Below are 18,927 nucleotides of genomic sequence, written 5' to 3' on the forward strand. Positions count from 1 at the left end.
ATCTCAACCCGCTTGGCGATATTTTGAATTTTGGCATACAAAACACCTTGCCTTTTACACACGTTTCCTATATCATCCGCCGTTCCGAATTCGGAGTAGTGGCTGAGAGGCTGAAGGCACACCCCTGCTAAGGGTGCATATGGGCTAAAACCTGTATCGAGGGTTCGAATCCCTCCTACTCCGCCAATATTCAAACTCCCCGGTTTCCAGCCGGGGAGTTTGTTTTGGGCGACGATTAAAGGCTACCTGAAAATCATGTTGCCAAGTTAAAGCCGCTTGTGCAGTGATAGCCTCGAACTGCTTTCTATTTTCAGGTAGCCTGTGTTGTGGAAAGCAATAGCAGTGTTTGCAATGTTTCTAGGGAAATACTGAAGTGTCATCCCCCCCTAGTTTGCCACTTGTTCAAAGGCCGGAAAACCACCGACAGGTGCGACTATCTTTTTGTTGCCATCGACGACTTTTCAAATAGAGAGACATGCCGCTATCCTGCCGGACAAAACAGCAGGCAATGCCATCCGATTGATGCACTTCAGAAAAGCGGCTTTGGCCTGCAATTCTTTCAAGATTTTGAGCTAGTCAGTAAATTGTATTGTTTGTTGGATGGTGTTCATGCGTTGTCTTGAAACAGGTAGCATCTTGTATTTTAAAGGAGGCAGAAGCTCAGTAATTTGGGTGGATCAGTGATTTCCTTCATCGCGCCGCCAATGAGTTTTATGGGCGAAGATGGGGCGGTTGCTGGTGTGTTTGATGTGCTCGAGACTGAGCTGCCAGATGTCGCTGGGGAAGACTTTGGCCACGGGGTGGGCTTGGGTGTAGAGCTCGAGCGCGGCGCGGCGGGCAGCAGGCTCGGCGAGGCATTCGGCGCGGGCGGCAAATTGGATGCCGCAGATGTCTCGGATGCGTGCGGGCTGGCCGGCTATGGTGCCGGCGATGTGCGGGTTGAGCAGCATGAGGCGGCCGTGGCGGGTGGTTTTGCCGGTGAGTACGATGAGGCGGGCGGCGGCTTCCTCGAATACGTAGAAGCAGCTGGCGCTCCACAACTCGCTGCCATGGCAGGCGGCGAGGCTGACAACGTGGTGTTCGGCGAGGAAGGTGCGGATGTTGGCGGGCAGGGGAGGCATGGTGTGGAGCGGTGACGGAGGGTGGAAAGGCTACTTGAAAATGTGTGCTGCGGATGTGGTGCAAACGGTTTTGCGCAGCGAATGGTAGCAGCCGGGCGGGGAACGGTATAGGGGCTACCTGAAAGTGCAAGCTTCAATGAAGTTAAAACGTGTGCAGTGAGTTTCTGCGAAGCTTCAGTAAGGTGAGAAATATTGCCCGGCAAACGGAAACGGCGTGACAGCTTTCAGGGAGCCTGTCGCGCCGTTTGGTTTCGCCGGAGTTTGACGTTTGGCTGCGAAATGGAAGTTTCAGGTAGCCTTTGCTGTGGCGGCTAATGCGCGGCGATATAGCTTGCCCACAGGTAGGAGATGGGCATGATCAGCAGCAGCGAGGGCAGCATATTCGCCACGGGGAAAGACTTCATGCCGGTGATGCGGAAGCCGGTGGCGAGCATGATCAGCCCGCCGGCGGCGGCGAAATCGGCACGCATTTCGGGGGTGGTGAGCGGCACGATCAGGGTGGCGAGGAAAAACAGGGAAAGCTGGATGGCCAGCTGCGGCACGGCGATGGCGGATACGGCGTAGCCCAGCGTGATGGCGAAGATGCCGGCGGTGAAGAAATCCAAAATGGTTTTGATGTAGAGGATGGAGGGATCGCCGGTCATGCCTTCGTGCATGGAGCCGAATACGCCGGTGCCGCTGGCGCAGAACAGGACGACGATGGCCACGTATTTATCCAAAAACTCTTCCTGGCTGATGCCTTCTTTGGGCGGGAAGATTTTGTCGATCAGCCCGCGCGCGCTGCCGGCGGCCTTGCCGATGCCTTTTTCCAAATAGCACAACTCGCCGATCACCAGCCCGAGCACGGCGGCCAGCACCACGGCGGCATAGTATTTCACGCCGGGAATGCTCATCACGCCCAAACCGATGGAGGTGAGGCCGAACAGGGGGTTGAGGCTGGCGCGCACGCGTTCGGGCAGTTTCGCGCCAAGGAATGCGCCGAGCAGGCCGCCGAGCACGACGGCGCTGCCGTTTACGAATGGGCCGATGGGCATGGTCATGATAAATCTCCTTTTATGATGAAACCTTTGCAAATTCCTCGTCTTTGGCACATTTCTTTGCGATGTGCTTCTCGAACGCTTGCCTACCTGCATGGTATGTCTGCGCGTTCTGCGATGCTATCGCTTCGAACTGCGCTCAAATCCGAGGTTTTGCCAAGGTTTCGGTGGTTTGAATTAAGTTAAACCGTTTTTCGGGCAAACCCTGCCCCGGCCGTGCGGCGGCGGTGCGCCGTCCGGTTGTGTGAAGGGAAGGGGGAATGCCTTGCGGCTGTGTGGATTGGGTGCGGCTGGGTTGCTATTTTTCAGGTAGCCTGCATACGGCTTTGGGCTACCTGAAATTTATGCGCCTTCCTGTCCGCCGCCCCAGCGCGGCAGGTGCTTAACCGAAATGCCGAACAAATCCAGCGCGCGGCCGACGCTGTGGGTGAGGATGTCGTCCACCGTTTGCGGGCGGTGGTAGAGCGCGGGCACGGGCGGGAAGATGATGCCGCCCATTTCGGTAACGCGGCGCATGTTGTCGATGTGTGCCAGGTTCAGCGGCGTTTCGCGTGCCATCAGCACCAGCTTCCTGCGTTCTTTGAGCACCACGTCGGCGGCGCGGGTGAGCAGGTTGTCGCTCAGGCCGTGGGCGATGGCGGCCAGGGAACGCATGGAGCAGGGCGCCACCAGCATGCCGAGGGTTTGAAACGAACCGCTGGAAATGGCGGCGCCCAAATCCTGAATCGGGTGTACCACGCTGGCCATGGCGAGGATTTCTTCGCGGCTGTAGGGCGTTTCCAGCGAGCGGGTCATTTCCGCGCCTTTGGAGACGACGAGGTGCACTTCCAAATCGGGCACGGCCTGCAAGAGCTGCAAGGCTTTGTGGCCGTATTGGAAGCCGCTGGCGCCGCTGATGCCGAGGATGATGCGTTGTTTGCCCATGATGGCTCCTTGGTGGATGGGGTGGTGGCGCGAGGTGCGCCGCTGTTTTTGGTTTTTCAGGTAGCCTCAACGCGGCTTGGCCGCAGGGGCTTGAGGCTACCTGAAAATCAGCCTATGCCGTTTAAAAATCCGGCAGGAAGCGTTTCACGTCCACTTCCATGAATTTGCAGCGCTGGAAGTGTTCTTTCAGGTGCAGCGGCACGGTGCAGTCGAAAATGGTTTTGCAAGAGGTGCCTTCCTGAATCAGGCGGTTGCTGAACGCGGGCGATTGCGAGGGGTCGAGCGGATGGCAGCGCACGCCGGGGATGAAGATGGTGTCGTTGTCGCCTTGGTAGCGCGTTTGCATGGCCCACAATACGTCGTCGGTGTCGAAAATGTCCACGTCTTCGTCCACCAGGATCACGTGTTTGAGCTCGGGGAAGGCGGAGAAGGCGAGCAGGGCGGCTTGGCGCTGGCGGCCTTCGTCGGCGGGCGTGGTTTTCTTAAACTGCATCACGGCCAGGAGTTTGCCGCCGCCGGAAGAATGCGCAAACACGTTTTGTAGGCGGCCGGGCATGGCGCGTTCCACCATGTCCAAAATACTGGCTTCGGTGGGGATGCCGGCCATGTTGACGTGCTCTTCACCCGGGCCCATGGTGGTGCGCAGGATCGGGTTTTTGCGGTGGGTAACCGCTTTCACTTTAATCACGGGCAGGGCGGGCTTGGCGTCGCCGGTATAACCGGGGAATTCGGGCATGGCTTTGCCGGTGTTGCTGTTTTGGTCTTCGCGCACGCGCACATCTGGCAGCAGTTCGCCTTCAATCACTACTTCGGCATGGGCGATAGCGCGCTCGTTGATGGTGAGGCACTTGGCCATTTCCACGCCGTGGCCGCGCAGGGCGCCGGCAATGCTCAATTCGTCGAAACCCAGCGGCGTGGTGGGCGGCTCGAAGCAGGCGGCGATTTCGATGGCGGGATCCACGCCGATGCTGATGGAGATCGGCAGCGGTTTGCCGGCGGCTTCGGCCTTTTGGCGGAAGGCGTCGATGTGGCGGCCGGGGGTGAGCCACATGGAAAGCTCGTCTTTGCCCTGCACGCACAGGCGGTGGATGGTGATGTCGGATTTGCCGGTGTCGGGGTCGGAAGCGTAGCACAGGCCCATGGTGAAGTAGGGGCCGGCGTCTTCCACGGTGTTGGTGGGCGCGGGCAGTAGGGTGCGCAGGTCGAAACCGGGATCGCTGGCCAAATGCACAACTTCTTGGCATTGCGGTTTCTGCCCTTCGCCGAGCAGTACGGGCGGGATCGGGTTTTGCACGGAATCTTTGAGCAGGAAGCCCAGCCGTTCGGGCGGGCAGTTGAGGAACTGGCCGACGCGTTTGCGCGAACCGACCAAGCCGATGGCCACCTGAATGCCGGGATAGCCTTTCACTTTGTTAAACACCATGGCGGGGCCGTTTTTGCGGGTGGGCCGCTGGCAGGTGCCGCCGGCGCCGACGTAGCGGTACACGCCGGAGAGTTCGGCAATCGGATCGACTTCCACATCGGTGGACACCAATTCGCCGGGCAGGGTTTTCAAAAGTTCGAGTGCGGAGCGCAGGTCGTGGACGGGGGATTTTTGCGGGTTCGGCATTTTCTACACCTCTCTGTTGCGTTGGGGAAAGTTCTAGATGCGCTTGCAGTATAGGCGGCGCTCGGGCGATAGGAAAATACCGTTTTGTTTGCGCGGGGATACCAAAAAGATATGGGGGAGGGGCGGATGGTTTGGCTGTGCCGAAATTTAATTTTCAGGTAGCCCGAATGATGTGGGGGCTACCTGAAAAATGGCACCCAGTTTTCAGGTATAGCGGATTAAATTTAAACCAAGACTGCGTTGCCTCGCCTTGCCGTACTATCTGTACTGTCTGCGGCTTCGTCGCCTTGTCCTGATTTTTGTTAATTCCCTATAGCTTTGATGCGCGAGGGAGGGGCTACCTGAAAAAGTGGGTGCTGCATATCAGCTTGTTTTGAGCATGCGTTGGCGGCGGGTTTCGGCCAATACCATGCCGGTGCTCACGGATACGTTGAGGCTTTCCACCGTGCCGAGCATGGGGATGGACACCAGCGCGTCGCAGTGTTCGCGGGTGAGGCGGCGCATGCCTTCTCCTTCGTTGCCCATCACCCAGGCCACGGCGGCGGGAATGTCGTAGTGGAACAGGTCGGCCTCGCCGCCCATGTCGGTGCCCACGATCCAGATGTCGCGCTCTTTGAGCTCGCGCAGGGTGCGGGCGAGGTTGGTTACGGCGATGTAGGGTACGGTTTCGGCGGCGCCGCAGGCTACTTTGCTCACGGTGGCGTTGAGGCCGACGCTGCGGTTTTTCGGCGCGATCACGGCGTGCACGCCCATGGCGTCGGCCACGCGCAGGCAGGCGCCGAGGTTGTGCGGATCGGTGATGCCGTCGAGGATGAGCAGCAGGGGCGGCTCGGCAAGGTTGTCGAGCACGTCGTCGAGGTGGATGTGGTTGTGCGAGGCGTCGATGAAGCCGGCGATGCCTTGGTGGCGGGCGTGGCGGCAGAGATTGTCGAGGCGGGCGGCTTCCACGAAGTGCACGGGGATATTGGCTTCGGCGGCTTTTTCCAGCGCTTGGCGCATGCGTTCGTCGTGGCGGCCGGCAAGGGCGTAGAGCTCGGTAAGGCTTTTGGGGTTTTGCCACAGGCGGGCATTGACGGCGTGGAAGCCGTAGATGAGGCGGCGGTTGGACATGGGTTGGGCTTTCGGGGAGAAGGGGCCACCTGAAAAACGAGGGAGCGTTTCAGACGGCTTGTAATGGTGCGGAAATGAATTAGGTTAGTGTTTTATAGTTTTTCAGGTAGCCTGCAAAGGAGTGGGCTAACTGAAAAATTTGGTTTGTCGGAAGCTTAAACCTCTGTGGGAGAGGGCGGCAAACTTTTAGGCCGGCATGGAACGCACGATGTTTCTATCGGTTCAACACCGGTTTGTTTCAGGTAGAGCCTCACACGGCGGCGGGCTTATTCCGGCCACAGTTTTTGGAAGGCGCGCACGGCGGCGGCGGGGTCGGGCGCTTGGGTAACGGCGCTGACCACGGCCAGCGAAGACACGCCGGTGGACAGCACTGCGGGGGCGTTTTCCAGCGTGATGCCGCCGATGGCCACGGTGGGCGTGCTGCCGGCCAGTTGCACGTAGCGGCGCAGTTTTTCCAGCCCCTGCGGCTCGGTGGGCATGGCTTTGGTGGCGGTGGCGAACACGGCGCCGCAGGCCACGTAGCTGGGGCGCACGGCCAGGGCGCGCGCCATTTCGGCTTCGTCGTGGGTGCTCAGGCCGAGGCGGATGCCGGCGGCGGCGAGGGCGGGGAAGTCGGCACTATCCATGTCTTCCTGCCCGAGGTGCACGCCGTAGGCGCCTTCTTCCAGCGCGAGCCGCCAATGGTCGTTGATGAAAAGCTGGCTGGCTGAACCGCGTGCGGCGGCCACAGCGCGGCGTACTTCTTGGCGCAGGGTTTCGCCGCTGAGGGTTTTGCTGCGCAGCTGCACGGTGTTTGCACCGGCGGCCACCATGCGCGCCACCCAATTGGCATCGGGCACCACGGCGTAGAATTTGAGCGGGCGGGCAATCGGGGGGAAGGGGAGCATGGCGAGCGGCCTGTGTGTGGTGGACGGGGCGGGTATTATAGCGCAGCGGGGAAAGGCTGCGGCGGGTTTGTGCGGGGGGAAGGCTACCTGAAAATGGTGGTGGGGTTTGGTTGGGCGGTGGCGGGCGAAGGCAAGATGTTTTCTAGGTAGCCTGTTGGGGGGGTGTATGGTTGGTTTCAACACACAGCCGCCCGAAGGCGGCTGACGCCGTCGCTGCCGCCAACCACATCGCTCCCGAAGTTTCAACACACAGCCGCCCGAAGGCGGCTGAATACGCTACTTTATCGCATTCATACACCGCGCCGCGTTTCAACACACAGCCGATTGAAATCGGCTGAAACGGCCAACAGAACTATACTCCACCACCCACACCCCATACAGGCTACCTGAAAAAATCCAGTCCTCCATTCCGCCGAAGCCCGAACTTTTTCAGGTAGCCTTTTCTCCTTCGCCCCTGCTTGCCGAGCCGGTCAAAATAAAGGGTTCCAGCTCCTCGGCATGCGCCTGCCAGCCGTTTGGTACGGAGAGTTTGCAATGCGTTTGCAGGTTGGCGGCGGCGAGGCAGCCATGCTGCTCGCTTGCCCACAGCGGCCACAGCGCGCGCATAAAGGGCGGCACTTTTTTCTCTTGCAGCAGGCGGCCGACTTTCTTGCGGCCGTGCGGCAGCGGCAGGGTGTCGCCCGGCTCGGGGGTGCGCCAGATGCCGCTATCGGGGCGGATCAGGTTTTCAGGTAGCCCGTGTAGGGCGGGCTGCCAGGCGGGTTGGGCAAAGGGTTGGCCGTTTGCCCACGCATTGGGCACGGCAAACAGTCGGCCGGCATAGAGGACGGCGCGGCCGTGCGGCAGCGGCCATTCGGCCTGCGGGACAGTGGGGTTGGCCAAGGTGTCGGCAAACTGCTGCACGCCGTCGGCGGAGGGGCTGCCGAGATGGTGGCGGCGGGCGAAAACGTGCAGTTGGTGCGCCCGCCGCAAAGGGCTGAGCCGCCGCCAGGAGGCTATCTGAAAACGACCGGCGGCATCGTATAGGCTTTGGTGTTCGCTTTCGGTGTAGTCGTCAAGCAGGGCCAAATCGCGTTGCAGCTGGTTCACGCTGGCGAGCAGTTGGTTCTGGAGGTTAGGCACGCGGGCCTGCCACGGCGGCAGGCCGTGCCGGCGCAGCCAATTGCGCAGCAGGGCGGTGTCGGCGTTGCTGTCGTCTTCCACCCAGGGCAGGCGGTGCGCGCGGGCGTATTCCACCAATTCGGCGCGGGAAACGGCCAGCAGCGGCCGCCACAGGCTGACGCTTTCGTTCAGCGCGCGCAGGGCGGGCATGGCGGCGAGCGCGCGCAGGCCGCCGCCGCGCAGTGCGGCCAGCAGCATGGTTTCGGCCTGGTCGTCGGCATGGTGCGCCAGGGCGACGGCGTGGGCAGGGCTGCGGGCAAAACAGCGGTAACGTTCGGCGCGGGCGGCGGCTTCCAGCCCCAGCCTGCCGAATTCCACTTGCACGCGTTCCACCCGCAGCGGTATCTGCCATTGCCGGCACAGCTCGCGGCAGAACGCCGCCCATTCGTCGGCGGCGGCATCAAGGCCGTGGTGCACGTGTACTGCGCTCAAATCCAGCGGCAATTCGTTGCGCAGGCTGCACAAAACATGCAGCAGCACCACGGAATCCACGCCGCCGGAAAAGCCGACTTCCACGGCAAAACGGCCGGCTTTCGCAGCCGGCCATTGTTGGGCAACGAGTTGCCGCAAGGGGTTATTTTTCGGTGTATTTACCATAGGCCATGATGCGGTCGAAGCGCTTGGCGAGCAGTTGGTCGATGGGTTGGTGCTCCAAATCGTCCAGCTGCTGGCGGATGGTTTTGCGCACGTTGGCCATCACTGCTTCGTAGTCGCGGTGGGCGCCGCCCAAGGGCTCGGGAATGACTTGGTCGATCAGCTCCAAGGTTTTCAGGCGTTTGGCGGTGATGCCGAGGGCTTGCGCGGCATCGGGGGCTTTTTCGGCGGTTTTCCACAGGATGGAGGCGCAGCCTTCGGGGGAAATCACGGAATAGGTGGAATATTGCAGCATGTTCACGGCATCGCCCACGGCGATTGCCAATGCGCCGCCGGAGCCGCCTTCGCCGATCACAGTGCAGATCACGGGCACGCGCAGGCGGGTGAGTTCGTAGAGGTTGCGGCCGATGGCTTCGGATTGACCGCGCTCTTCGGCGCCGATGCCGGGGTAGGCGCCGGGGGTGTCGATGAAGGTGAGCACGGGCAGGCCGAATTTTTCAGCCGTCTGCATCAGGCGCAGGGCTTTGCGGTAGCCTTCGGGGCGGGGCATGCCGAAGTTGCGACGGATTTTGGCTTTGGTGTCGCGGCCTTTCTGGTGGCCGACCACCACCACGCTCTGGCCTTCGAATTTGGCCAGGCCGCCCACAATGGCGTGGTCGTCGGCATAATGGCGGTCGCCGTGCAGCTCTTCGAAATCGGTGCACAGGGCTTCGATGTAGTCGAGCGTGTAGGGGCGCTGGGGATGGCGGGAAACCTGCATAATCTGCGCGGGGGTAAGCTTGGCGAAGATGCTTTTGGTGAGCTCGTTGCTTTTCTTTTGCAGGCGTTCGATTTCTTCGGAAATGTCGAGAACGGAGTCGTTTTGCACGAAGCGCAGTTCGTCGATTTTTTGCACCAGTTCGGCGATGGGCTGTTCGAAATCGAGAAAAATCTGTTTCATGGGTTTGTTCCTTGTTTGCGGCGGCCGGCTGTGTGGGCGCGGCGGCGAAACTTGCCCGGGCAATAGGGCGCGGCGGGAGGCGTTTCTTAACATGATTTAGCCGTATAAACCGCCGCAATGATACGCTAAGATGCGCGGTTTGTGCAGCTATTGTTGCTGATTTTTCGATATATGGGATGGTTTCAGGCAGCCTCTTGCGGCGCTAACTATTTTGTTGTGCTTGGGCTTTTGCTAAATTTTGTTATGCGGCTGCATCAATAGAGATAGCTCGAAAATTTTCAGGTAGCCTATTGGCGTATGGATGGTGTAAGTGTAGGCGATATTCAGGCTACCTGAAAAATAGCGAATGGGCATTTTCAGGTAGCCTGCGTGAGGCGGGGGTTTATTTGCTTTCGCTCCCGCTGCGGCGTGAAAACTGGATGCCGAGCTGTTTGAGCTTGCGGTAGAGGTGGGTGCGCTCGAGCCCGACTTTCTGCGCCACTTTGCTCATGTTGTGGCCTTCTTGGGCGATGTGGTATTCGAAATAGCGCCGCTCCAAATCTTCGCGCAGCTCGCGCAGGGGCAGGTCGAAGTTGAAACCGCCTACCAGCTCGGAAGGCTGGCTGGGGGCGAACTGGCTGAGCACGGCCTGCACGTTTTCCAGGCCGATTTCTTTGCTTTCAGCGGTGAGCACGATGCTTTTCACCACGCTGCGCAGCTGCTCGAAGTTGCCGGGCCAGTCGTATTGGCGCAGGGCATTGAGGGCAGCAGTGTTGAATTTGACGGCGGTTTTGCGGCTTTCGGAAAATTCCTGAATCAGCTGTTCGACCAGGAAGACGATGTCGTCGGGCTGGTGGCGCAGCGGGGGGATGCTGACCATGATGGCCGAGAGGCTGTTGAGCAGGCGGCTGTCGTAATCGGGGTTGGTGAGCAGCTCCTGTACGGGCTGGCTGCAGGCGCAGATGATGCGCACGTTGTAGCGGTCGGCCTTGCCGAGCAGGAAAAGGATGCCTTGCTGGATGCTTTTGCCGTATTGGGCGATGTCGCCCAAATAGAGCACGCCGTTGCTGGCTTTCTGCAGCAGTTCGATGGGGCTGCCGCTGATTTGCTCGATTTTGCCGGGCTCTACCCACGGGGCGTTGCCGGTTTGGAAATAGTGCGCCACCATTTCGAAGGGTGAACCGGGCTCGCCGGTTAGCAGCACGGGGGCTTGGGTACGGGCGGCGCGTTCGAGCTGCTGGTTGAGCTGTTTGACGGCTTCGCTGGTGCCGAGTTTATCCAGCGACATGGTGGAGGCAGCCTGCATGGCGCTGTGTTTGAAGGCGCGTTCTACAGCGGCCAGTAGCTTTTGCAGGGCGATGGGTTTTTCCAAGAAGTCCAGCGCGCCGATTTTGGTGGCTTCCACGGCGGTGTCGATGCTGGCATGGCCGCTCATCATCACTACCGGCATGTTGAGCTGGCCGGATTTGGCCCACTCCTTCAGAAGTGTAATGCCGTCGCAATCGGGCATCCAGATATCCAGCAGCACCATGGTGGGGCGGGTCTGGTTTCGCAGTTGGCGGGCTTCTTCGGCGTTTTCGGCCAAGGTAACCGAATAGCCTTCGTCTTGCAGGATTTCCGACAGCAAATCGCGGATGCCCACTTCGTCATCGACAATCAAAATATCACTGCTGCGCATCGTTTTCCATCAGTAGGGGTAAAGTAATTTTCACACAGGCGCCGCCTTCGGGGCGGTTGGCCAGCGATATGCGGCCGTTGTGTTCGTCTATGATTTTTTTCACCACGGGCAAACCGAGGCCGGTGCCGCCGGGTTTGTCGGTGATATAGGGTTCGAAGGCTTGGCGGAGCATGTCTTCGCTAAAACTTTTTCCGTTGTTGCAAATGGTTAGGACGATTTTTCCGTCTTCTGCTTCGGTGGCGACGCTAACTTTCGGCTGCTCGTCGGCAGCGGCGGCTTCGGCGGCATTTTTCAGGATGTTGTGCAAAACCTGCCGCATGGCGCCAGCATCTGCTTCGATTACGGCTTCTATATTACTGAAATCGGCGTGAAATGTACAATTTGAGCTTTCGTATAGCACGAGGATTTCGGCAGCCAAGCGGTGCAAATCGATTTTTTCCAACTTGAGTTTCGGTGCTTTTGCGTAGTTGCGGAAGGCTTCGACCATGTCTTTCATGGCGGCCACTTGGTTGACGATGGTGTCGGTAGCGCGGGTGAGCATGGCGGCGTCTTTGTCGTCGAGCTTGCCGTCGAGCTTCCAAGCCAGCCGTTCGGCGGAGAGCTGGATGGGGGTGAGCGGGTTACGGATTTCGTGCGCCAGGCGTTGTGCCACTTCGCCCCAGGCGGCTTCTTTTTGCGCTTGCACCAGTGCGGTTACGTCGTCGAACACGAGCACGGTGCCGGCGCCGTTGTCTTCGGGCAGGGGGGTGGCCTTGCCCAGTAGGATGCGTGATTCGTCGGGTGCGGCGTAGGTAAGCTGGATGGGTTTGGCGTCGTTTGCGGTGGCGAGGATGGCGAGCAAAACTTGTGCGGCCAGCGCTTGGGCAACGCCAAGGCGGTGCCATTCGTGGATATTGCTGTCACGGCAGGTGTTTAAGTCGAGCATGAGGATTTGCCCGGCGCTGCTGTTGCAGGTTTTCAGGTAGCCTTTGTCGTCGAGGGTGAGCACGCCGCTGGTGAGGCTGGAGAGTACGCATTCGAGATAGTGGCGTGCGGCTTCCTGCCGGCTGTGTGAGGTGTTGAGCTCGGCGGTCATGTGGTTGAACAGGGTGGTGAGGCGACCGAGCTCGTCGTTACGGTATACCTCGAGCTGCTGGGAATAGTCGCCCTGTGCCACGGAGCGGGCGCCGGCGGCTAGGGAAAGGATGGGCGCGGTGAAGCGTTGGGCGAAGTAGAGTGCGATCACGAGCGCGAGCAGAATGGCCAGCAGGGTGGCCATCAGCAGGGTGAACAGGAAGAAGGTTTGCAGGCCTTGCTTGGCGTAGCTCACTTCGGCGTAGCGGGCGCGGGCGGCTTCAATCAGGGTGGCGTCATCGGCCACCTGTTTTTGCACCGGCTGGCGGAAAAACAGGATGTAGCGCTGACCGTGCAGCTCGGGCAGAGCGAGCCAGCCTTGGGCGTAGAGTGTGTTGCCGATGTTGGCCAGGCTGCGGGCGGTGCCGGTGGTTTGCACTTCGTCGAGGGTGTCGCGGGTGAGCTCGGGCGGAGGCAATGTATCGGCATCGGGCTGTCGGTATTCGGCGGCGCGGTTGAGGGTTTGCGTGTCGAACAGCGCCAATTGGGCGAAGCCGCTGTTGTCGGCGAGCTGCCCCAAAGCCTGGCGCGCGTCTTGCTGCAGCGACATTTCGCCGATTAAGGCTACCTGAATATTGGCCGCCTTGCGTACCGAAGTATCCAGTGCCAAATCCAAAGCCGATTTGCTCAGGCTCAGGCTGCGTTCCAGCGCTTCTTCGGTTTCGTTGCCGAACCAGGAATTGATGCTGTGCGAAATAAACTGCGCCGATACGCCGAACAGGAACAGGCCGGGCAAAATTGCCACCAGCATAAACATCAATGCCAGGCGGGTAGCGATTTGCGAGCCGAAAATCCGCTGGCGCCGGTTGTGCCACAGCTTCCAGAGTTGGGAAATCAAGATGGTGAGCAGGATGCCCAGCAGGGAGGCGCTGAAAGTGAGAATCCACCAGAAATATTGTGCCAGTTTGCTGGTGTGGCCGGTGGCGAGTGCCAGCACATACAGGGCCAATATGCCCAGAACTGCGATGAAGATGAGCAGGCGGCGCATGGGTTCTCCTTTATTGCTGGCTGATCAGCAGTTTGCGCCAGCCGGAATCGATCTGCCAGCTTTTGGAGGTTTCGCCGTTGATCTGGAACGGGCGCGGCAAATCGCCGATGCTCAGGCTCAGGCGCACATCGGCGGCTACCTCGGCGGGAGAAGAACCGGAGAGTGCTCCTTTATCCAGCACCTGCCAGTTGGCTACTGCACCCACGGCCTTCAGGGCGGTGGGCAGGGTGCTGTATTCGGTGGAGAACGTGCCCACGCTCACGCGGTAGCGGTCGGTGAGCGGGTGGTAGGCGAGCTTGTAGTTGATGGTTTGCGCGGAGCCGACCAATTGGCCGAGCCGCCAGCGGTAGGCGGCCAGGGTGGGCGATTGCAGGCGGTAGCTGAGCTGGAAGTTGAGGGGCACGCCTTGCTTGAGGGCTACCTGAAGCTGCTCGGGCAACTCGGTTTGGAAACGGCTGTTTACCGACAGGCGGCCGTCTGCCGTGAGGGTGGCGGTGGAGCGAGTGATGCTGATACCGTCCGCCTGCGCGCCCACGGCTGCGAAAGCCAGCAGGCAGCAGGCCAGCAGGCTAAGCAGTTTTGTCGATAAGCGCGTAATAGAAGCCATCTTGGTGCGGATTGGGTAACAGGGTTTCGCTGCGCCGGCAGGAAGCATCGGCATGGCGTTGTAAAAAGGCTTGCAGCTGGCTGCCGTTTTCTTCGTCAAATAGCGAACAGGTGGAGAGAAGCATGCGGCCGCCGGGCTTGAGCGTTTGCCACAGGGCATCGAGCAGGCCGGCCTGCTGGGCGGCGGTGTTGGCGGCATCCTGCTCCCGGCGCAGCCATTTGATGTCGGGGTGGCGGCGCACCACGCCGGAGGCAGTACAGGGCACGTCGGCCAAGACTACGTCGAACTGCGGGCCATCATAACACGAAGCCCATTGCCGTGCGTCGGCAGCGTGCAGTTCGGCATTCAGGTGCAGGCGGGCCAGGTTGTCGTACACCTGCTGCAGGCGCTCGGGGTCGATGTCGAGGGCGGTGAGCTGGCAGTTTGCCCATTCGAGCAGGTGGCCGCTTTTGCCGCCGGGTGCGGCGCAGGCGTCGAGCACGCGCTCGCCATTGCGCACGTTGAGCCAAGCGGCGGCCTGTTGCGCGCCCCAATCCTGTACGGATACGCCGCCTTCGGCAAACAGGGGCAGGGCGGATACGGGCACGGGGGCGGCCAGTATCACGGCGTGGCTGCCAAGGACTTCGGCTTGCATACCGTGTTCGGCTAAAATTTTCAGGTAGCCTTCCGCGTCGCTGTGGCGGCGGTTGATGCGCAGAGTCATGGGTGGACGGCTGTTGAAGGCTTCGGTGATTTGCTGCCAGTGGTTCGGGTAGTCTTGCTGCAAGCGGGCGAGCCACCAGGCGGGCAGGTTGTAGCGGCCTTCTGGGCTGTGCTGCGCCTGCTGCATGAGGTTATCGCGCTCGCGCAGGAAGCGGCGCAGCAGGGCGTTGGTGAGGGCTTTGTATTGGCCTTTGCCAATTTTGCCGGCGGCACGCACGGCTTCGTTTACCACGGCGTGTGTGGCGTTGCGGCTGTAGGCGAGCTGGTAGAGCGCCACCAGTATCAGGCTGCGGATATCGGCGCGGGGCAGGGGTTTGTTGAGCATGAGGCCGAGCAGGGCGCGCAGGCTACCTGAAAAACGCTGGCAGCCGTAGGCGATGTCTTGCAGGGCGCCGCGTTCTTGCGGGGGAAGTTGCGGGTGGCCTCGCCAGATTTCGGCCAGCACGTCGGACAGGTTGCGGCCGGCTTCAACGGCGGCCACGCTGTGGGCGGCGAGAGTTTGGACGTTGGCTAGGCTCATGCGTTTTCCGCTCCGAAGCGGCTGCCGGCGGCAATGGGGTGGCCGGCCAGAAAGGCGGCGGCTTCCATGCGGGCGCTGCCGGCGGGTTGCAGGGTTTGGATGAGCAGGGAGCCGCTACCACAGGCTACCTGAATGCCGTTTTTATCGGCTTGCAATACGCTGCCGGCTTCTCCGCCGGCTTCACAGATTTGCGCCGACCAGATTTTCATCGGTTTGCCGTGATAGCTGCACCAGGCGCCGGGTACAGGGTTGAAGGCGCGGATGCGGCGTTCGATGGCTTCAGCGGGCTGCATCCAGTCGATTTGGGCATCGGCTTTGTTTAATTTGCGGGCGTAGGTGATGCCGTGGCTGGGCTGCGGCTGGGCGGTGCGTTGTGAAAAGTGTTGCAAATCGGCAACAATGGCGCGGGCGCCGATGTCGGCCAGTTTGTCGTGTAGGGTTTGCGCGTTGTCGGCAGGGAGGATGGGGCAGGGGTGGCGGCTGATGACGGCACCGGTATCGAGCCCGGCGTCCATCTGCATGATGCAGATGCCGGTTTCGCTGTCGCCGGCTTCGATGGCGCGTTGGATGGGGGCGGCGCCGCGCCAACGGGGCAGCAGGGAGGCGTGGATGTTGAGGCAGCCGTGGTGCGGAATATCCAGCACGGCTTGCGGCAGCAGCAGGCCGTAGGCGGCCACCACCATGATGTCAGCTTCAATGGAACGCAGCATTTCCTGAGAGGCTTCGTTCTTTAGGCTCTCTGGTTGGGCTACCTGAAAACCGAGTTCAAGCGCGGCTGTTTTTACTGGCGAGGCTTGCAGCTTCATGCCGCGGCCTTTGGGGCGGTCGGGCTGGGTGAGCACCAGCGGGATGTCGTAGCCGGCTTGGGCAATGGCGCGCAGGGCGGCGGCGGCGAAATCGGGCGTGCCGGCGAAGATTACTTTGCGGATCATGGTTTTCAGGTAGCCTCTTGCTGCGTTTACAGCGTGTGTTTGTCGAGTTTTTTCATCTTAGTTTTGATGCGTTCCTGCTTCAGGCGCGACAGGTATTGCACGAAAACTTTGCCGTCGAGGTGGTCGATTTCGTGCTGGATGCAGATGGCCTGCAGACCGTCGGCATGAATGGTATAGGGCTGGCCGTTGAGATCCAGCGCCTCGGCCACGATGGTTTCGGCGCGGGTAACTTTGTCGTATACGCCGGGCACCGACAGGCAGCCTTCTTCATACACGGTTTCGCCGTGGCGTTCTAAAATCACGGGGTTGATGAGCACTTGCAGCTGGTCGCGGCTCTCGGACAAATCCATCACCACCACGCGCTCGTGTACGTCTACCTGGGTGGCAGCCAAGCCGATGCCTTTGGCCTCATACATGGTTTCGGCCATATCAGCCACCAGCTGCTTGATGCGCTCGTCCACCTGTTTTACCGGCTTGGCAACCAGGTTCAAGCGGGGGTCGGGGTATCGCAGGATGTTTAGTAAAGCCATTTGATTTCTCTCTTCAGTGTGCATAGATAGTTACGTTCTTGTTACGGTTGTAACGGTTTTTTCGCCCGAATACTGGCGCAAGATACCTAAAATGTTCTATGATTCCGTTAATTTCATCAACAACAACGTAAATAAAGCGTTATCAGGTTCGTTAATCCTAAAGGGAAGCTCTCTCATGAGAAAACATATTATAACCTTGCTTTGCGCCATTGGCTTGACTGTTTCCGCACTGCCCGCCGAGGCCGCGCCTAATTTGCGCGTGCGCCCCAACGCCCCCGCACGCTACACCGTGCGCACCGGCGACACGCTGTGGGGCATTTCCGGCAAATACCTCTACCGCCCTTGGCACTGGCCGCAGCTGTGGGGCGCCAACCGCCGCGCCATCCGTAATCCGCACCTGATTTATCCGGGGCAAGTCTTGGTGTTGCATTATGTCAACGGTCGGCCGCGCCTGCGCGTTGAAGGCGGCGGCATCCCCACTGTCAAATTGCAGCCGCGCGTGCGTGAAACCTCTTCCGGCTACGGTATCTCCACCATCAACATCAACTATTACCGCATGTTTATGAAACATCCGCAGGTAATCGCCCGCGATGAGAGCAACAAAGCGCCACGCATTGTAGCCGGGCCGGAGGGCAAAACCATGTATTCCTTGGGTGACCGCGTGTACGCCTATGGCATCACTCAGCCGGGCGAATACTTGGTTTACCGCCCGATTAAAGACATTCGCGATCCGGAAACCGGCAAATTCATCGGCCAGCTGGTAACCTTCAGCGGCAAGCTCGCTACCTTGCCGGTAACCAGCAGCGCCTTGGAGCGCCGTTCTGAGAGCGAAAGCCAGACTCTGCCGAGCAATCAGTATTACAGCCGCGTACATGCGTTAGGAAAAGAGCCTGTAGAAACTGCGCAGGCATTGCAGATTCGCGAACAGGTGGCCGAAATCCGCCAGGGTGATTACTTGTTGCACTACAACGGTGAGGAAAACGCCTTTAACATGATGCCGCACGAGCCCGAAAGCCAAGTACGCGCCATTGCTGTGGATGTGCTGGATGGCATTAGCGAAGCCGGTCAGTTCAGTACCGTTATTCTGAACAAAGGGATTGCTGACGGTTTGGATAAAGGCACCGTGGTTAGCCTCTATCGCCAGCCCCGCCCGGTTCGCACCAATATGATTTCGAATCCGAGGGTAAGATATGTGGCTATTCCGTCTGAGGAAATCGGCTTGGCTATGGTATATAATGCCGGCGAGCACGTTTCTTCTGCCATTATTCTGGAATCCACCGCTAACGTATCCATCGGCGATTTGGCCACCGAGCCCGGTCACGATCTAGATGATATGGGCTACAGCGGTCCGCATTCGTCCAACTTGCCGCAAAATTCGCATGGATACGATTTCCGCAGCAATGTCGAGCCGACCCGCTAAGCGTTGAGCTGTTCGATATAAGGGGCTACCTGAAAAATTTCAGGTAGCCTTTGTTTCGGATGGCGTATTCGGCCTAGCCTGATAATATTAATCTGGTAACGCCATGCGGTCTCCGGCAGACTTTATCAGGCAAGAGGCTACCTGAAAATAAAATCCAAGCGAAGCGGCGGTTTTCAGGTAGCCTCACTAAGCACAGCGGAGTATACTGCGCCGCATTTTGATTATCGGGCAAACCATTATGCAAATCATCCATACGATTGAAGAACTGCGTACCTGGCGCCGCCAAGCCGGCAGCGTGGCGTTGGTGCCGACCATGGGCAACCTGCACGAAGGGCATCTGGCTCTGGTGCGCGAGGCGGCCAAACGCGCACAACAAGTTGTGGTCAGTATTTTCGTGAATCGGCTGCAGTTCGGCCAAGGCGAGGATTTCGACCGCTATCCGCGCACGCTGGAGCAGGATGCCGCCAAGCTGCAAAACGAAGGCGTGGCCGTGGTGTTTGCGCCGGACGAGCGCGAGCTCTACCCGCACGTGGCCCAGCAATACAACGTTGAGCCGCCCAACCTGCAAAACGAATTGTGCGGCGCCTTCCGGCCCGGCCATTTCCGCGGCGTGGCCACCGTGGTGGCCAAGCTGTTCAATATCGTGCAGCCGGATTACGCCTGCTTCGGTAAAAAAGACTACCAACAGCTTGCTATCATCCAAGGCATGGTAGACGACTTGAATTTCAACCTGAAAATCGTGCCGGTAGACATCGGCCGTGCCGCCGACGGACTCGCGCTTTCCAGCCGCAACCAATACCTGAGCGCGGCCGAGCGCGCCCAAGCGCCTCAGCTCTACCGTGAGCTGCAGGCCGTTGCCCGCGCCATCGAATCCGGTAGTCGCGACTACGCCGGTTTGGAACAACAGGCGGTGACCAATCTGGCGCAGGCCGGCTGGCAGGTGGATTACGTGGAAATTCGTCATGCCGGCAGCCTTCAGGTAGCCCATGTGGGGGACAGCGAGCTGGTGGTGCTGGCCGCTGCTCGTTTGGGCAGCACGCGTCTGATCGACAACATCGAAATCCGGCTGTAAACG

17 protein-coding genes and 1 tRNA gene are annotated in these 18,927 nt (G+C 59.9%); 3 read left to right on the top strand and 15 right to left on the bottom strand.

All coding sequences use genetic code 11. The features are described 5' to 3' along the window. The first annotated feature begins 92 nt into the window (after nucleotides 1-92). Nucleotides 93-186: transfer RNA gene (locus tag H9Q10_RS06915), tRNA-Ser, on the top strand. Nucleotides 187-677: 491 nt separating this feature from the next. Here the strand turns inward: H9Q10_RS06915 and H9Q10_RS06920 are convergent. The 15 genes from H9Q10_RS06920 to def form a co-directional block, all read right to left on the bottom strand. Further along, entirely contained in the window at nucleotides 678-1,121 is a 444-nt protein-coding gene (locus tag H9Q10_RS06920; protein WP_197903240.1) for a PNPOx family protein, read from the bottom strand. 311 nt (nucleotides 1,122-1,432) lie between these two features. Next, entirely contained in the window at nucleotides 1,433-2,161 is a 729-nt protein-coding gene (locus tag H9Q10_RS06925; RefSeq protein ID WP_238480163.1) for a DUF554 domain-containing protein, read from the bottom strand. Between the two features lie 339 nt (nucleotides 2,162-2,500). Next, nucleotides 2,501-3,082, bottom strand: a complete 582-nt coding sequence (locus tag H9Q10_RS06930; protein WP_197903241.1) for a UbiX family flavin prenyltransferase — start codon at nucleotides 3,080-3,082, stop codon at nucleotides 2,501-2,503. 121 nt (nucleotides 3,083-3,203) lie between these two features. Next, nucleotides 3,204-4,691 (bottom strand): UbiD family decarboxylase, encoded by a 1,488-nt coding sequence (locus H9Q10_RS06935; protein ID WP_197903242.1) that lies wholly within the window; start codon nucleotides 4,689-4,691, stop codon nucleotides 3,204-3,206. A 363-nt stretch (nucleotides 4,692-5,054) separates the two neighbouring features. Continuing rightward, nucleotides 5,055-5,801, bottom strand: a complete 747-nt coding sequence (rlmB, locus tag H9Q10_RS06945) for a 23S rRNA (guanosine(2251)-2'-O)-methyltransferase RlmB (protein WP_197903243.1) — start codon at nucleotides 5,799-5,801, stop codon at nucleotides 5,055-5,057. A gap of 266 nt (nucleotides 5,802-6,067) precedes the next feature. Continuing rightward, the gene (gene thiE, locus H9Q10_RS06950) at nucleotides 6,068-6,688 is read right to left on the bottom strand and encodes a thiamine phosphate synthase (protein WP_197903449.1); all 621 of its coding nucleotides are present in this window, start codon (nucleotides 6,686-6,688) and stop codon (nucleotides 6,068-6,070) included. A gap of 429 nt (nucleotides 6,689-7,117) precedes the next feature. Beyond that, nucleotides 7,118-8,419: a tRNA lysidine(34) synthetase TilS gene (tilS, locus tag H9Q10_RS06955; protein ID WP_238480164.1), complete on the bottom strand. Its 1,302-nt coding sequence runs from the start codon at nucleotides 8,417-8,419 to the stop codon at nucleotides 7,118-7,120. A 4-nt stretch (nucleotides 8,420-8,423) separates the two neighbouring features. After that, entirely contained in the window at nucleotides 8,424-9,383 is a 960-nt protein-coding gene (locus H9Q10_RS06960) for an acetyl-CoA carboxylase carboxyltransferase subunit alpha (protein WP_197903244.1), read from the bottom strand. Nucleotides 9,384-9,614: 231 nt separating this feature from the next. Then, nucleotides 9,615-9,737 (bottom strand): hypothetical protein, encoded by a 123-nt coding sequence (locus tag H9Q10_RS12235; protein ID WP_274381497.1) that lies wholly within the window; start codon nucleotides 9,735-9,737, stop codon nucleotides 9,615-9,617. A 28-nt stretch (nucleotides 9,738-9,765) separates the two neighbouring features. After that, nucleotides 9,766-11,040: a sigma-54-dependent transcriptional regulator gene (locus tag H9Q10_RS06965; protein WP_197903245.1), complete on the bottom strand. Its 1,275-nt coding sequence runs from the start codon at nucleotides 11,038-11,040 to the stop codon at nucleotides 9,766-9,768. Then, nucleotides 11,027-13,141, bottom strand: a complete 2,115-nt coding sequence (locus H9Q10_RS06970; RefSeq protein ID WP_197903246.1) for a sensor histidine kinase — start codon at nucleotides 13,139-13,141, stop codon at nucleotides 11,027-11,029. The genes H9Q10_RS06965 and H9Q10_RS06970 overlap by 14 nt, the downstream gene beginning before the upstream one ends. Before the next feature lie 10 nt (nucleotides 13,142-13,151). Then, entirely contained in the window at nucleotides 13,152-13,748 is a 597-nt protein-coding gene (locus H9Q10_RS06975) for a DUF4390 domain-containing protein (RefSeq protein ID WP_197903247.1), read from the bottom strand. Continuing rightward, entirely contained in the window at nucleotides 13,711-14,970 is a 1,260-nt protein-coding gene (gene rsmB, locus H9Q10_RS06980; protein WP_197903248.1) for a 16S rRNA (cytosine(967)-C(5))-methyltransferase RsmB, read from the bottom strand. Before rsmB ends, H9Q10_RS06975 begins: the two co-directional genes overlap by 38 nt. After that, nucleotides 14,967-15,902: a methionyl-tRNA formyltransferase gene (gene fmt, locus H9Q10_RS06985; RefSeq protein WP_197903249.1), complete on the bottom strand. Its 936-nt coding sequence runs from the start codon at nucleotides 15,900-15,902 to the stop codon at nucleotides 14,967-14,969. Before fmt ends, rsmB begins: the two co-directional genes overlap by 4 nt. A 26-nt stretch (nucleotides 15,903-15,928) precedes the next feature. Further along, entirely contained in the window at nucleotides 15,929-16,432 is a 504-nt protein-coding gene (def, locus tag H9Q10_RS06990) for a peptide deformylase (protein WP_197903250.1), read from the bottom strand. Nucleotides 16,433-16,607: 175 nt separating this feature from the next. Here def and H9Q10_RS06995 point away from each other — a divergent pair, with 175 nt between their 5' ends. Together H9Q10_RS06995 and panC are read left to right on the top strand one after the other, a co-directional pair. Beyond that, nucleotides 16,608-17,852, top strand: a complete 1,245-nt coding sequence (locus H9Q10_RS06995; protein WP_197903251.1) for a LysM peptidoglycan-binding domain-containing protein — start codon at nucleotides 16,608-16,610, stop codon at nucleotides 17,850-17,852. Between the two features lie 238 nt (nucleotides 17,853-18,090). Then, nucleotides 18,091-18,924 carry a pantoate--beta-alanine ligase gene (gene panC / locus H9Q10_RS07000; RefSeq protein ID WP_197903252.1) on the top strand — a complete coding sequence of 278 codons (834 nt, stop codon included), beginning with the start codon at nucleotides 18,091-18,093 and terminating at the stop codon, nucleotides 18,922-18,924. Nucleotides 18,925-18,927 lie beyond the last annotated feature (3 nt).

Origin of the sequence: Eikenella glucosivorans (genome assembly GCF_016025525.2) — a bacterium.
Taxonomy (GTDB): Bacteria; Pseudomonadota; Gammaproteobacteria; order Burkholderiales; family Neisseriaceae; genus Eikenella; species Eikenella glucosivorans.

What these genes read in the sequence shown, in the direction of transcription:
- H9Q10_RS06920 (WP_197903240.1), bottom strand. Translation starts at nt 1,121, where the DNA reads ATGCCTCCCCTGCCCGCCAACATCCGCACCTTCCTCGCCGAACACCAC.
- H9Q10_RS06925 (WP_238480163.1), bottom strand. Translation starts at nt 2,161, where the DNA reads ATGACCATGCCCATCGGCCCATTCGTAAACGGCAGCGCCGTCGTGCTC.
- H9Q10_RS06930 (WP_197903241.1), bottom strand. Translation starts at nt 3,082, where the DNA reads ATGGGCAAACAACGCATCATCCTCGGCATCAGCGGCGCCAGCGGCTTC.
- H9Q10_RS06935 (WP_197903242.1), bottom strand. Translation starts at nt 4,691, where the DNA reads ATGCCGAACCCGCAAAAATCCCCCGTCCACGACCTGCGCTCCGCACTC.
- rlmB (WP_197903243.1), bottom strand. Translation starts at nt 5,801, where the DNA reads ATGTCCAACCGCCGCCTCATCTACGGCTTCCACGCCGTCAATGCCCGC.
- thiE (WP_197903449.1), bottom strand. Translation starts at nt 6,688, where the DNA reads ATGCTCCCCTTCCCCCCGATTGCCCGCCCGCTCAAATTCTACGCCGTG.
- H9Q10_RS06960 (WP_197903244.1), bottom strand. Translation starts at nt 9,383, where the DNA reads ATGAAACAGATTTTTCTCGATTTCGAACAGCCCATCGCCGAACTGGTG.
- H9Q10_RS12235 (WP_274381497.1), bottom strand. Translation starts at nt 9,737, where the DNA reads ATGCCCATTCGCTATTTTTCAGGTAGCCTGAATATCGCCTACACTTAC.
- H9Q10_RS06965 (WP_197903245.1), bottom strand. Translation starts at nt 11,040, where the DNA reads ATGCGCAGCAGTGATATTTTGATTGTCGATGACGAAGTGGGCATCCGC.
- H9Q10_RS06970 (WP_197903246.1), bottom strand. Translation starts at nt 13,141, where the DNA reads ATGCGCCGCCTGCTCATCTTCATCGCAGTTCTGGGCATATTGGCCCTG.
- H9Q10_RS06975 (WP_197903247.1), bottom strand. Translation starts at nt 13,748, where the DNA reads ATGGCTTCTATTACGCGCTTATCGACAAAACTGCTTAGCCTGCTGGCC.
- rsmB (WP_197903248.1), bottom strand. Translation starts at nt 14,970, where the DNA reads ATGAGCCTAGCCAACGTCCAAACTCTCGCCGCCCACAGCGTGGCCGCC.
- fmt (WP_197903249.1), bottom strand. Translation starts at nt 15,902, where the DNA reads ATGATCCGCAAAGTAATCTTCGCCGGCACGCCCGATTTCGCCGCCGCC.
- def (WP_197903250.1), bottom strand. Translation starts at nt 16,432, where the DNA reads ATGGCTTTACTAAACATCCTGCGATACCCCGACCCCCGCTTGAACCTG.
- H9Q10_RS06995 (WP_197903251.1), top strand. Translation starts at nt 16,608, where the DNA reads ATGAGAAAACATATTATAACCTTGCTTTGCGCCATTGGCTTGACTGTT.
- panC (WP_197903252.1), top strand. Translation starts at nt 18,091, where the DNA reads ATGCAAATCATCCATACGATTGAAGAACTGCGTACCTGGCGCCGCCAA.